Source organism: Alcanivorax sp. S6407, assembly GCF_023016115.1.
GTDB lineage: Bacteria > Pseudomonadota > Gammaproteobacteria > Pseudomonadales > Alcanivoracaceae > Alcanivorax.
On sequence record NZ_JALKBH010000004.1, the window covers coordinates 254,482 to 268,035 of the forward strand.

Genomic DNA, 13,554 nt, shown 5'->3' on the forward strand with positions numbered 1-13,554 from the left:
CGATTTCAAAACACGGTAAAACTTAAATCGCGTCCTCGCCGGTCTCGCCGGTGCGGATACGAATGGCCTGCTCAAGGGTGGTAACGAAGATCTTGCCGTCACCAATCTTGCCGGTATTAGCGGCTTTCGCGATGGCTTCAATCACCTGGTCCAGGGAGGACTCGGCAATGGCCACCTCGATTTTCACTTTGGGCAGGAAATCAACAACGTACTCGGCACCCCGGTACAGCTCGGTGTGACCTTTCTGACGTCCAAAGCCTTTCACCTCGGTAACGGTGATGCCTTGCACGCCGATCTCGGAGAGTGCTTCACGCACGTCATCCAGTTTGAACGGCTTAATTACGGCAGTAACCAGTTTCATTTCATTCTCCTCAGCTTTCACCGCGTCCGGTGACGTCCGTTTCACTTCGAGCCCCGTTATGGTTCCCGATCCACAGCTTGCTCGAACGCTCTGACCCAATAAGTGCACGACCCATGCCAGTTTTTGAAAATCATGCAATTTCAAGGGGTTACATCCTGCACCGACCATATGGGGCGATGCTTGCGCGCCATTATAGCGCACCACTTTGGGGCGAGTTCCAGTTTGGTGCAATCCGTTAACGACCCGCTCTGCACCGTGCCCCAAAGTCACACACCGTGCTACCATCTCGCCCGGATTACAAGGAAGTTACGCACCTCCTGACTACCCTTTTATCACAGCGGAGTTCCCATGCCAGACCAGCCCCTTATTGATCGCCTCATGGCTGACATCAGCCGTCGCCTGCCCAACGGCCTGGGCGGCCTGCGCAATGAAGTGGAACGCAACGTCCGCAGCGTGCTGGCCGAAACCGTCAGCCGCATGGATCTGATCACCCGGGAAGAATTCGACATCCAGCAACAGGTCCTGCTGCGCACCCGCGAAAAGCTGGAAGCACTGGAGAAGCAGGTGGCCGAGCTGGAGAAGAGCGAGGGCTGAAACAACAGTCTACCCCTACCTGTAGGAGTCCCCGTCCAGGGGACGAACCGGGCGCAGCGAGGCGACCGGAGGGAGGTTGTTCTTTAAAAGCATGTCGAGCCCGGAAATGCCTGACCACCCTTAGGTCGATTCCGTACTACGCACGTTCGCACCTCGAGAGGCACTCCTACGGTTGGCACAAAAGGCGTTTCTGGAATCCTTACCTCGCCAGGGCTCGGATCGCGAGCAGGCTCGCTCCTACAGCGGCTTCGTAGAAGCTCCGGGGTTGGCTCGTAGCTAACAAAGCCAATTTCCTACACCCACCCCCGCCAACCTCGCACACCGCCCCTCCTCGTTCCCGCTTACACTGCCCACAATGAAAAGCGCACGCGAGGAACCGTGACACACGCATTGCTTTACAGCCGCGCACCGCTGGGTATTGAAGCCCGGGAAGTGCGGGTGGAGACCCATCTGGCGCCGGGACTGCCCGCCTTTACCATTGTCGGCATGGGCGACACCGCGGTGCGCGAAAGCCGTGACCGGGTGCGCTCGGCGCTGGTCAACAGCGGCTTCGAGTTCCCCCAGCGGCGCATCACCGTCAGCCTGGCCCCGGCAGACCTGCCCAAGGATGGCGGCCGCTTCGACCTGGCCATTGCCCTCGGCATCCTGATCGCCAGCAACCAGCTCGGCAAGGTGAGCACCGATCACCTGGAGTTTTCCGGCGAACTGTCCCTGAACGGGTTGCTCAATCCGGTTTCCGGCATCCTGCCCTGCGCCCTCGCCTGCCAGGACAGCCAGCGCAGCCTGGTAGTCGCCAAAGACAATGCCGATGAAGCCAGCCTCACTGGCGTCGACACCCTGGCCGCCAGCCAACTGTGTGAAGTGGCCGCCCACCTGACCGGGCAAGGTCCGTTACCCGCGCACCGCAGCGATCCGCCGCGTAACCTGCCATTCCAGGGCGGCTGTCTGTCTGAAATCCGCGGCCAGGCCACCGCCAAACGGATTCTGGAAATCGCCGCCGCCGGCGGCCACTCTCTGTTATTGTGCGGCCCGCCCGGTGCCGGCAAGAGCATGCTGGCATCGCGTCTACCCGGTCTGCTTCCTTCCCTGCGAACCCGCCAGGCACTGGAAGTGGCCGCCATTCATTCCCTGAAACAGCCCCGCGACAGCCAGGTGTTTTACCAACGGCCTTACCGGGCACCGCACCACACCAGTTCCGCCACTGCCTTGGTCGGTGGTGGCAGCTACCCCAAGCCCGGCGAAATTTCGCTGGCGCATCATGGTGTGTTGTTTCTGGACGAGCTGCCGGAGTTTGACCGCCGCGTGCTGGAGGTATTGCGCGAACCGCTGGAAACCGGCGAAGTCAGCATCGCCCGCGCCGCCCAGCAGCTCACCTTCCCCGCCCGCTTCCAGCTGGTGGCCGCCATGAACCCCTGCCCCTGCGGTTTTCTCGGTGATCCGGAAAAAAGCTGCGGCTACCGCTGCGAAAAAGCCAAACGTTACCAGTCCAAGCTCTCCGGCCCGCTACTGGATCGCATCGACCTGCATCTGGATGTGCCCGCGGTGGATGCCCATGAACTGTTGGGCGACAAGGAAGGGGAAAGCAGTGAGATAGTATGCCTGCGCGTAAAGGAAGCCTGGCAGCAACAATGGCAGCGCCAGCAACGACTCAACCGGGATCTCTCCCCCGATGATCTGGAGCCCCTGCTGCGCCCCCACCGCGACTGGCTGGCCGGCGTCATGAATCGCCTTGGCCTCTCCGCCCGCGCCCTGCACCGCAGCATCCGCGTGGCCAGAACCATCGCCGACCTGGCGCAGAGCGAAGAGGTGGAGCGGGATCATTTACGGGAAGCACTCAGCTATCGGCAGAATATAGAGAAGGGGGGATGACGGCTGACGCCACGGATGAAACTGCTGTGGGAACGTAGCGCAGCGGAGTAACGCACGCAGTGCGGCCCCGAAGGGGTGAGCGGAGCGAATAACTTGCCTGCAAGCGATGGGGAATTTATCGAAGGCAAATCGCTTGCAGGCAAGCTCCCACAGCGACTATGAACCTATGTTTGCAGGCGATCCGACCCAGGCGAGGTATGGATTCCAGAAACCCTTCTCGAAGATCAAAACCCAATCCGCTTTCCATGCTTCGGCTTTACCCTTTCGAAACTCTCCTCTAGACACTAATCTCTTTCATAAAAAAAGCCCCGCCAGGGCGGGGCTTTTTTGTCATGCTAGCGTCAAATTATTGAAGGGAAAGCGGCGCCGCAATGGTTGCAGGTAATCCAATCGTGGTCGCGCTCAGCACACTGGCAGGCCACATCCAGACCGTACCTGAATCGGTTGTGCAAACCCCACCCAGCATGTAGCTCTCATACGGCAGATCCTGAGACTCAACTGCGGCATCCGCGCCAGGGTTATTCGGCACCAAAAAACCGCTTTCATTGGCGGACCAGAATGCCGCGGAGGGGTGAATCGTTTTCTGCTTGTCATCAATATAGATATGGGCGGTGCCGGTACAACCGGTCGCAGAATACGTCGTATCTTCCGGATTAAATGAACCATCCCAATTGATGGTGACCAGATAGTTATTCGGGGTGCGGATGGAAACAGTTTCCAGATTGGCATTCAATACGCTACCAAGCACCACGCTATTGGCATCGACCAATTGGCTGCCACCGCCAGAACTGCCATTACACACATGCTGTGTGTAATCCACTTCACCAGTTTCAAGAACGCTGTTATTGGCAACACCACCGCCATCACCATTGTCTAGGCCGGAGGTGATAGTCACGCCGCCATCAGGGCAATTGGCCGCAGACGCCATGGCCTGCTTGATCAACGTGGTTTGGCCATCGGCACCATCGCTTCCGTTGGTACCATTAGTACCATCCGTTCCATCTGTGCCGTCGCTACCGTCAGCACCTGGCGCACCATCCAGGCCATCGGTACCGTCCTGGCCGTCCGCCCCGTTACAAAGATAGGCAGTGGAATCAATTTCACCGGTCTGAAGGGTACCGTCACGGGGAATACCAAGGTTATCCCCATTGTCCAAACCGATATCCAGACGCTGCCCGCCATTCGGGCAATTGGCTGCTGGTGCGGGAGTCAGACTGGTCAGCACTGTAAAGCCATCCACACCATGGCAGACATAATTGGTGGCATCGATTTCACCAGCTCCGAGGATCCCATCCGCCGGAGTTTCACCACCATCGCCATTATCCAGACCGGTATCCAGACGGTAACCGCCGGCAGCACAATTCGGCCCTGCCGGTTCCGCGGTCAGGTTGATCAGGGAGTTCGCGCCATCGGCACCGTCCTGACCATCAGTACCATCAACCCCATCGGTACCATCCTGGCCATCCACACCGTCTGTGCCATCCGCACCGTCAGCGCCGTCCGCGCCATCCACTCCATCTTCACCGTTACACACCACCTTGGTCTGGGTCACTTCGGCATCAGATAGCGTACCGTTACCGTCAAGGTCCACCCCGAGTCCTACCTCGATACCACCGTTGGCACATTCCGCGCCGGGTGCCAGATCCACCACCCGGGTGGTCACGCCATTCAGACCATCATCACCGTCACTGCCGCCACAACCGGCAACAGCGAGACCGAAGATGGCTGCCAACGAAGCCATCCCTGCTTTTGTTACGTGAGACATATCCCCGTCCTTTATTGTCTTTGATGTTTAATCGGACAAGGGGCATCCATAAGGACAGAAACACCACCGTGACAATTTGAGTCTACAGCGACGTGAAAATACGGCCTGTTCCACCCCACATGGAAAGCCGCCCCCGATCCAGGAAAGTTGCAGCGCAGTGGCATACAGACGTTCCTTCCCAACCCGAAATCTGGCCATGCAACAGCCAGCCGCCGGTACACTCGTTACCGGACAGATCCGAGCCTAGGTCAGATCGGGGAAAATCACCATCATTCGATAAGGAAAAATCGTCTAACAGGCATCACCGGTTGGCCATTCAATGCCCGGAAGGGCGAGGACGCGCAGGACTGCCCGACGATCCGGCGCATGGCACTACTTGAACGGCGCGCCTGACACCAAGAATTGCAGAAGCGAGTGACGAGTACCGAGTTGCGAAAATCAGAAGACAACAACCAGGCACGAGGTTAGGGGTTATGCCTTTCGAAACTCGCTTCTCGTGACTCGAAACTCAATCCTCGCCCCTATCATCAATCCTTAAAAGACGCATTTACCTGCAGCACGACCCGCCGATCCTGCTGGTGGCATTGCTTGAGCTCGCTGCCCCGCAGGGAATCACAACGCCCACCGCTCACGGTGCGGTCAGGTCCATGCCCCACCACCGTCAAGTCGGCAATGTCCTGCCCCTGCTGCAGCCACCATTGCGCCACCGCTTCCGCGCGCTGCTGTGCCAGGGCACGGTTATAACTGGTATCCCCCAGCGGATCGCTGTAACCATTCACCTCCACCGTGGCTGAGTCCAGTTCTGCCACCTGCTGATACCAGCTTTTCAGGTCGGCCTGTCGCACCTCACTGATAGTTGCAGAATCGAAGGCAAACTCGATGGTCAGCGGCGCGGGCAACGCCACCGGTTCCCCGGCGGCTTCCCCAGCACTTTCTTGCGCGAGCTGCGGCGCTTCCACGGGCTCCGGTTCCGGCACCCCGGTGATCGCCACATCGCACTCCGGCACCGCCATGGCCGGGCTCCAATCGGGGGTGCGCCAACAACGGCCATCGGCGGTCTTCAGCAAGTTGCCATCACCATCGGTGCGATAGCCCGGCCAGTCTGCGTTGTCGTTAGTCGTGCTCTGCGTGGCGCAGCCTGCCAGGGTAAGCAGAGAGGCAACCGCCATGCTTTTGATCATCGTCATGGTTGTCATCGTCGGTCCTTACCAGGTCAGGTTGGCGCTGAGCAGGCCACCGTGGCTTTCGGTATCCCCACCAAAGCGCCCGCGGTATCCCAGCCATAATGAAAAGTCGTCAGTCATGAACCATTCCGCACCGACATTGGCCGCCAGCTGGGTGGCATCTTCATCCGCGCCGTACACGGTGAAGCCCTGGGCGGCGCCGGCAAAGCGGGCAGTCTGCTCGGTCTGGGTATCGCCAAACGGCTGTACCACCGCCAGCCCGCCCTGCGCGATCAACCAGTCATTGCCGATCACAAAGGCCCGGGACAGATCCGCCCCCAGCCAGGCTTCACCGCTGTTCAGTTCACTGTCGTCCACGCTCAGGCCGGCGATGCCGCCGCCGGTTTCGCTGAAGCTGTCCCGTTCGATGCGGGTCATGGCCAGCTGTACATAGGGGTGCAGGCCGTTTTCGCCCCAGGCCAGATCCCAGCCGGATTCCAGTGCCACACGCAGGGCATCCACGCTGCTGTCGGATTCTGCCGGTGCGCCCAGCACGATGCGCTGCTGGGACACATCGCTGCTGCCGTAGCTCAGGTCGCCACGCAGGAACCAGGCACCCATGCTGCTCCAGCGTCCATAGAGGCCGGCAAACCAGGAAGAGACCTCGCCGTCCGCCTGACGGTCATCGTAATCCAGGGTGCCATCGGCGCTACCTGCCGCCATCCCCAGCAACCATTGCTCGCCCTGACGATCCATCCCCAGCGCCAGCTGATCACCGCGGAAGGTGAAGGCCGCATTGCCGACATCATCCTGGCGGTCTTCTTCAAACCGGGAGGACTGGGCCTGCACCCAGACGCTGTTGCGCTGGCGCTGCTGAGCGTCGCCCGCAGCCTGTGCCGCCAGCGAAGTTGAATTGGCTGCCTGGGCGTAAACATCCGACGGTGCCGCCAGCGCCTGCAATTGGCGGGACAGGCGCGCGTCCATGCCACCGCCGGAATGGCTGCCCACATTACGGCCACGCTGACGCATGCCGATGGCGAAGCGTTGCTGCAACTGCTGCCCGGCGGTGAGGCCCGCCAGCAAACTGTCACCGCTGAATACCCGGAATGCCTCTGCTGCCTCCGTCTCGCTCATCTGTACCACCTGTTGATACAGCGCATGGGCACTGACCATGCCGTCCACATTGTTGGCCACAGCGCGCTGGTTGTCGGTGAGCACCACGCTGGCAAAGGACTGATCATTACGCAGCAGTTCCAGCGACACTGAATCCGTGGTGTAGGTCAGCGAAGGATCCAGGAACGCATAATTGGAGGTCACGCCATCAAACTGGCCGTTGATACCGCCGCCGGCATTGAGAAAGGTGTAGGCACTGAACGGCTGGTAGTCGCCATCGTTGCCCACATGCAACACCGAACCGGCCAGGTTAGCCTGGCCAGTGACATTGATCACATCGCCACTGTTGCTGGCCGGGTCCACTTCCAGTGCCAGCACACTGCCGCTGTTAAAGGTCAGATCACCATTAATGTTGAGGGTGCCGATGGAGTTGCCCGGCGCCAGGGTGCCGCCGGACAGCACTGTGGTGCTGCCCAGCGAACCACTGCCGCCCAACAGGCCGCCATCGTTCACGGTAAAGGCCACGCCATTCATGGCGCCGTTCACGAACATGCCACCGGCATTCACCGTGGCAGTGCCGGTCATGGAATGATCGGCAGAGAGAATATAATTGCCGGCACCGTTCTTGATCAGGTTGCCCGCGCCGGAAATAACGCCGTCGTAGAGATAGTCATTGCCGCGATTGATTTCCAGGGTGCCGGGAGAGGTGCCAGCAAAACGCACATCCCCAACGATGGTGCCAGTGTTTCCTCCCGTTCCCAGAGTCAGTGTCGCACCGTGATTGAGCCTGGTCTGACCTGTAAAACCGGTGTGGTCTCCCGTCCAGACCACATTCGCATAGTTAATGAGATAACCCCCATTTCCCGAAATCACCCCATCATATTGAAGCGGCGCCGCCCCACCATTGGCAACAATTAGCGCCCCGGCTTCAATCAGGATATCCCCGGCAAAAGTATCCGCCGCCCCAAAAAGATTACCATCGAGAACATGCGTCAGCCCGGTGTAGGTTTGTTTGTTGCTCAATTGCGTAGAGGTCTCTAAATCCCAGGTAACGCTGCCGCTACCGCTGATTGTCCCCTCATAAGTACCCTCACTAGAGTAACCGTCAATCAACACATGAGCGTCGTTAAGAATATTGCCCTTCAGGTTATAGGTGTTTCCCTGCAGCGTGCCTTCCCGCACCCACCAGTCCTGCGCCCCTGAGCCCGTCAACGTCCAGGTGCTGGCACCGGTTTTTTCAAAACCTTCAAAACCCTGAAAGGTGCTTCCCACAGCATTCGTATCAAAGCTACCGTCAACATCGCCACCCAGCGCCAGTACATCATTGCTGCCATTGGCCAGCACATTGCCGCCCAGGCTGTAGCCGCTTTCCAGGGTGAGGCGGTTGTCGCCACTGGCAAAGAGAATGGCGGTGGGCTGGTTGGCGCCGGGGTTCACGGTCCCGGCCAGGGTCACATCCAGATTGGCACCGTGGATGCCGTAGCCGCCGATACCATCGCTACCCTCCGTGCCGCCACTACCGCCCAGGCCACCGTCGCCGCCTGCGACCACCGCCCCGGAGTCCACGGTCAGGGTGCCACCATTGAGCGCCAGCACTCCGTAGCCGCCGTTACCGCCGTCACCACCGATACCCTCAGCGCCGCCATCGCCCCCCTGGCCACCATTGCCGCCGGTATAGGTGATTGGCCCTGCCACCCCGCCCGCGAGCGTGACACTGGCGGCACCGTCCGTGAGCTCCACGCCCGCGCCACCGTCGCCGCCATGACCACCATTGCCGTAGTAATAATCCGAGCTGCCGCCGGCACCACCGTCACCCCCAGCAGTGGCCGCTGCGTGGATATGGCTGACATCGCCCAGCAACATACCGGCCCCGCCATTGCCACCATCGCCGCCGTGACTGAAGGGGCGTGAGGCGTTGCCCAGGGTCCCGGGCAAGTTATCAAAGGCAACCCCACCATCTGAAAAGGGGGAACCCAGGATGTTCTGGATCTGTAGATCCAGGAAGTTCTGGGCCCCCTGAATTTCGAGCAGCCCACTGGCAGCGGAGGCACTCATCCCATACGGAGCAATGACCTGATCAATCTTTGCCGCCAAATTTTCCAGGGTCTCTCCGGTGTAAATAGTGACAATGTGGGTCGTGCCGTCCACGGTGATAGAAAACTGATCACCGTTATCAATCGAGACCAGCGTCGTGAGATCCGTGTCATTCGAATCAATATTGATATTGGTTGAAACGGCAACAGGCACACTTCCCGTATACACCAGACTGACGCCATCACCCCCATTGCCGCCATCATCAAACAGCCCGCCGTCACCACCATCCTGCCCCTGCCCACCGGTCACACCGTCATGCCCGCTGCCATCGGTACCATCGGCCGCCGCGCTTGCTGCCCCCGGCAGCAGCAACAGGAACGCCAGCGCCGCCCCGAACGCGCACAGTATTTCTGCGCGAGCAGCGTGAGACTCGCCACCATGGTGACGTCGATTGAACAGAGACATGACCTACCCCGACATGATTTTTTTGATTCTGCGCTGTAGGGTAGAGAGCGGCTTGAGCGAGAACCACTTCTCACTTATGTCATTTTCCGGGGTTTTATCATTTTTCCGGGGCACTCATTCTTTTTGGTGACATCAGGCCATTTTCATTATGGATAATCACGACAACAACGAGACACCATCCCGCCTGGTGGTAGCCCATATGAATGGAGGCCAGGCCATTGACCTGCCCGGTATTCGCGGACGGATGGAGCGGCTGGAATTTGCCAGCGGCATGGTGCTGTACCGCATGGAATACGAAGCCCTGGATGACTGCCATGTACAGGTACAGAACAGTTTCAGTGAGCCCTGGATCGGCTCCGCCATGCACCTGCAGGGCCACTCGGAATTAAGTCACCCCAATGGCAACACCTTCAGCCTGAGCAACGATTCCGCCTTGCTGATGCGTGTGGATCCATCAGGCAGCCGCTTCCGGTTGTTCAAGGGGCAACTGATACGCCATGTGGGCGTGGCGTCCACACTCGCGCCCTTGCTGGAACGCTTTGGTGGTGAACTGCCGGAAAAGTTATCGCTTTTTCGCGACGAAAATTTTGGTGAGATTCAGATTGGCCAGTCGTTTTCCCCCAGCAGCCGTTTACGGCAACTGGGCGGCAACCTGTTTGATCACAATGCTCGCGGCACTGCCCGCATGCTGAAACTGGAAGGCATCGCCAATCTTTTTCTGGCAGAAATCATCGAGCTGTTCTGTGATAACAATTTCAATGAAGACCGCATTATTGTCTGGGAGAAGCAGGCGCTGACCGACATCACCCGCCACATCGAAAGCCACCTTCACGATGACCTTTCCCTCACCCGCCTGGCCAACCAGGCCGGCATGACGGAAAACCGGCTGGATCAGTTATTCCGGCAGAAGTTTCACCTCAGCTGCGCCGAGTATGTACGCAACGAAAGAATGACCGCCGCCAACCGCTGGCTGGAAAACGGCGAATTGTCAGTGAAGGACGTGAGCGAAAAAGTGGGCTACAGCCACGTCAGCAACTTCTCCCGCGCCTACCGCGCCCGCTTCGGCGAAACGCCAGCCAGAACCCTGCGGCGCGCCAGCAACGATTAACCGCCTCCCCTTTCCGTAGGAGCGTCGCTCGCGGCGCGATTCAAGCATTGCAGTCCGCCCTGAGTGAAATCGCTGTCTGGTGGGAGATTCAGCTTGCTGAACGAAGGTTCTGACGGCACCCCCTGATCCAAGACTGCATTCGTTCAGCAAGCTGAACGTCCCACACGAAGAATAAAGGCGGTTTTACCACAGAGGGCACAGAGTAAAACAACGGGTTTTCTCTGTGGACTCTGTGATCTCAGTGGAGAGAATGCTTTTATTCCTGGTCCGGAATCGCGCCGCGAGCGACGCTCCTACAGAACGGTCTTTGCTGTGAGCCATTCCTGTTAATCCGCGATGAACCACAAAAAAAGCCCCGCGAATGCGGGGCTTTTTTAGCGTGATGCCTGTTGCGTGAAGCGTATTGCAGTCGCGGAGCGACTTACACTCCCCACTTGAAGAAGTCGCGCTTCTCTTTCAGGTAGAAGCGGGACAGCACCATCTTGTGCACCTCGCTGGCGCCGTCGACCAGACGCGCCTGACGGGCGTAGCGGTAGATCCACTCCAGCAGGGTGTCCTTGGAGTAACCGCGGGCACCGCACAGCTGGATGGCGGTATCCGCTGCCTTGTGCAGGGTGTCGGCCACGTGGATTTTCGCCATGGAAATTTCTTTCTTGGCAAAGTCACCCTGGTCCAGCATCCAGGCAGCCTGCATGGTCAGCAGACGACCCACTTCGATTTCCTTGGCCACGTCACCCAGCATCCACTGCACACCTTCGTGCTCGGCCAGGGTGATACCGAAGCTCATGCGGTTTTCCACATAACCGGCGGCTTCTTCCATGCAACGCTTGGCCAGACCCAGCCAGCGCATGCAGTGAGTCAGACGCGCGGTACCGAGACGGATCTGGGTAATCTTCAGACCATCGCCCACGTTCAGCAGACGGTTTTCGTCAGGAATCACCAGGCCATCGAACTTCAGTTCACAGTGACCACCGTGCTCTTCCGGGCCCATGATCGGGATACGACGGACGATTTCCCAGCCGGGCTGGTCGGCATCGAACAGGAAAGCGGTAAGGCCCTTGCGCGGATCATCGCTGGTCTTGGCAATCAGGATGAAGGTCTGCGCACCTTCGGCGCCGGTGATGAACCACTTGCGACCGTTGATAACCCAGTTGTCACCCTCTTTGGTGGCGGTGGTGTAGGTCAGGGACGGATCGGAACCACAGCCCCCATCAGGCTCGGTCATGGCGAAGGCGGAACGCACCTTGCCCTCGATCAGCGGTTGCAACCAACGCTCTTTCTGCTCGTCGTTGAGCACCTTGTTGAGCATGATCATAGTGCCGTCATCCGGCGGCGCACAGTTGAACACTACCGGGCCGAACGGGCTGCGGGCGGCTTCTTCGTAGAGCACCGCCATACCGGCAACACCCACATCCAGACCACCACGCTCTTTCGGCAGCTGAAAACCCCACAGGCCTTGTGCACGTGCCTTTTCACGCAGTGCATCGACCACGCTTTCCTTGAAGTTTTCGTGCTCGTCGTAGTTGGCCTTGTCTTTCTCCATCGGCATGACTTCGGCTTCAACAAAAGCCGCCACACGCTGACGCAGGTCTTCCAGTTCCGGGCTCAGGGAAAAATCCATGATCTGTCCTCGGTGAATTCGGTTAGCAGATTTTTAAAGGGTATTGCATAGATGCGCGCCATCCACGGCGATGATGGCACCGCTCATGTAGGACGAGGCATCAGAGGCCAGCAGCAACAGCGGGCCCACCAGTTCATCGATCTGCCCCAGGCGACGGAACGGAATGCGCTTGAGCATTTTTTCCGCCTGCGGGCTGTTGAAGAAATCCGCGTTGATATCGGTTTCCACGTAGCCTGGGCAGATGGCGTTGCAACGAATGTTGTAACGGGCACAGTCCAGCGCCAGGGATTTGGTCAGCTGCACCACCGCGGCCTTGGAAGCGGTGTACGGCGCCACTCGGCCACCCACACGCAGGCCCAGGATGGAGGCGATGTTGACGATGCTGCCGGGACGGTTGTCGCGCTTCCACTGCTGGATAGCGAACTTGGATACTGCCCACACGCCTTTCAGGTTGGTATCCACCACTCGATCCCATTCTTCTTCAGGGATGTTCTCGGTGGGGCCTTCCTGGGAGATACCGGCGTTGTTCACCACCACGTCCAGGGCAGGCATGTCGGCAAAGGCCGCTTCCACGCTGGCGTGATCGCTTACGTCCATGGGCACCACGATGGCTTCACGGCCCAGGGCACGCACGGCGTTGGCGGTGTCTTCGAGTTTTTCCACGCGGCGGGCGGCCAGCACCACATCCGCGCCTTCTTCGGCCAGCGCCTTGGCAAAGTGGGCGCCAAAGCCGCTTGAGGCACCGGTGATCAGAATACGCTTACCGGCAACACTGAATCGCTGAGTCATAAGGCTCTCCTTCTTGATGGGGAGAACCTACCCAGCAGAGGACCTTTGAACAAGGACGAAAACGCTCAGGAGGCTGATGCCAGCAGTAAGGACAGGGCATGGCGGGTGTCCGGGGTGGCGCCGGGCAAGGCCAGCGCCTGCCGGGCCGGCAGCCAGTCGATGGCCACCACTTCGTCGCTCAGCGACACCGCCTCCGGGCACACTCGCACCGACGCCAACGCCCCCCACACCCGGTGATGGGGATTGGCAAACCAGAACCACTGCCAGCGGGAGAACTGGCGGCGCAACCCAAGTTCTTCATGCAGTTCACGGCTCAGCCCCTGGGCCACGGATTCGTCCGGGCGCATCACCCCGCCGGCGGCCAGATCCCAGCCACCGGGGTAGAAATGCTTGTCCGCCGCCCGCTGCTGAACACACACCCGCCCGGCCAGATCCTGCACCACCACATAGGAAGCACGGTGAATCAGTCGGTCACGCTGCATACGGCCACGCTGACAACTGCCACGGGGATGGTTATGCCGGGACACCAGCAGGACAGGTTCGTGATTGCTCATGGGCTGTTGTTATTCAGCAATGCGGACCGGCAACAGTAGCGGCATGGGCAGGGGATTGCCAGATGGTTGTAGGAGAGCCAACTTGTTGGCCGAACAGGTGTTGAGTGGCAAGTTACAA

At 59.5% G+C, this 13,554-nt stretch carries 10 protein-coding genes; 3 read left to right on the top strand and 7 right to left on the bottom strand.

Annotation, left to right across the window (positions count from 1 at the left end):
* Positions 1-22 precede the first annotated feature (22 nt).
* Entirely contained in the window at positions 23-361 is a 339-nt protein-coding gene (gene glnK / locus MWU49_RS10905; RefSeq protein WP_062814825.1) for a P-II family nitrogen regulator, read from the bottom strand.
* 348 nt (positions 362-709) lie between these two features.
* Between glnK and MWU49_RS10910 the strand changes: the two genes are divergently transcribed.
* Together MWU49_RS10910 and MWU49_RS10915 are read left to right on the top strand one after the other, a co-directional pair.
* On the top strand, positions 710-955 hold the full coding sequence (locus MWU49_RS10910; protein WP_246972013.1) for an accessory factor UbiK family protein: 246 nt from the start codon (positions 710-712) through the stop codon (positions 953-955).
* Positions 956-1,333: 378 nt separating this feature from the next.
* Positions 1,334-2,824 carry a YifB family Mg chelatase-like AAA ATPase gene (locus MWU49_RS10915; RefSeq protein WP_246972016.1) on the top strand — a complete coding sequence of 497 codons (1,491 nt, stop codon included), beginning with the start codon at positions 1,334-1,336 and terminating at the stop codon, positions 2,822-2,824.
* Between the two features lie 346 nt (positions 2,825-3,170).
* On the opposite strand, the gene MWU49_RS10920 is transcribed toward MWU49_RS10915, so the two are convergent.
* From MWU49_RS10920 to MWU49_RS17795, 3 genes are all read right to left on the bottom strand, one after another.
* Positions 3,171-4,589: a collagen-like protein gene (locus MWU49_RS10920; protein WP_246972019.1), complete on the bottom strand. Its 1,419-nt coding sequence runs from the start codon at positions 4,587-4,589 to the stop codon at positions 3,171-3,173.
* A 527-nt stretch (positions 4,590-5,116) separates the two neighbouring features.
* Positions 5,117-5,785 (bottom strand): OmpA family protein, encoded by a 669-nt coding sequence (locus MWU49_RS10925; protein WP_246972021.1) that lies wholly within the window; start codon positions 5,783-5,785, stop codon positions 5,117-5,119.
* A gap of 9 nt (positions 5,786-5,794) precedes the next feature.
* A complete protein-coding gene (locus MWU49_RS17795) occupies positions 5,795-9,364 on the bottom strand; it encodes an autotransporter domain-containing protein (RefSeq protein WP_281502258.1) in 3,570 nt (1,189 codons plus the stop codon).
* 148 nt (positions 9,365-9,512) lie between these two features.
* Between MWU49_RS17795 and MWU49_RS10940 the strand changes: the two genes are divergently transcribed.
* On the top strand, positions 9,513-10,472 hold the full coding sequence (locus MWU49_RS10940; protein ID WP_246972023.1) for an AraC family transcriptional regulator: 960 nt from the start codon (positions 9,513-9,515) through the stop codon (positions 10,470-10,472).
* A gap of 421 nt (positions 10,473-10,893) precedes the next feature.
* Here the strand turns inward: MWU49_RS10940 and MWU49_RS10945 are convergent, their stop codons facing one another.
* From MWU49_RS10945 to MWU49_RS10955, 3 genes are all read right to left on the bottom strand, one after another.
* Positions 10,894-12,093: an acyl-CoA dehydrogenase family protein gene (locus tag MWU49_RS10945; RefSeq protein WP_246972024.1), complete on the bottom strand. Its 1,200-nt coding sequence runs from the start codon at positions 12,091-12,093 to the stop codon at positions 10,894-10,896.
* 33 nt (positions 12,094-12,126) lie between these two features.
* On the bottom strand, positions 12,127-12,882 hold the full coding sequence (locus MWU49_RS10950; protein ID WP_246972026.1) for an SDR family oxidoreductase: 756 nt from the start codon (positions 12,880-12,882) through the stop codon (positions 12,127-12,129).
* Positions 12,883-12,947: 65 nt separating this feature from the next.
* The gene (locus tag MWU49_RS10955) at positions 12,948-13,436 is read right to left on the bottom strand and encodes an NUDIX domain-containing protein (protein ID WP_246972039.1); all 489 of its coding nucleotides are present in this window, start codon (positions 13,434-13,436) and stop codon (positions 12,948-12,950) included.
* Between the last annotated feature and the right edge of the window lie 118 nt (positions 13,437-13,554).

Coding starts and splice junctions, on each gene's coding strand:
- glnK (WP_062814825.1), bottom strand. CDS start 361: ATGAAACTGGTTACTGCCGTAATTAAGCCGTTCAAACTGGATGACGTG.
- MWU49_RS10910 (WP_246972013.1), top strand. CDS start 710: ATGCCAGACCAGCCCCTTATTGATCGCCTCATGGCTGACATCAGCCGT.
- MWU49_RS10920 (WP_246972019.1), bottom strand. CDS start 4,589: ATGTCTCACGTAACAAAAGCAGGGATGGCTTCGTTGGCAGCCATCTTC.
- MWU49_RS10925 (WP_246972021.1), bottom strand. CDS start 5,785: ATGACAACCATGACGATGATCAAAAGCATGGCGGTTGCCTCTCTGCTT.
- MWU49_RS17795 (WP_281502258.1), bottom strand. CDS start 9,364: ATGTCTCTGTTCAATCGACGTCACCATGGTGGCGAGTCTCACGCTGCT.
- MWU49_RS10940 (WP_246972023.1), top strand. CDS start 9,513: ATGGATAATCACGACAACAACGAGACACCATCCCGCCTGGTGGTAGCC.
- MWU49_RS10945 (WP_246972024.1), bottom strand. CDS start 12,093: ATGGATTTTTCCCTGAGCCCGGAACTGGAAGACCTGCGTCAGCGTGTG.
- MWU49_RS10950 (WP_246972026.1), bottom strand. CDS start 12,882: ATGACTCAGCGATTCAGTGTTGCCGGTAAGCGTATTCTGATCACCGGT.
- MWU49_RS10955 (WP_246972039.1), bottom strand. CDS start 13,436: ATGAGCAATCACGAACCTGTCCTGCTGGTGTCCCGGCATAACCATCCC.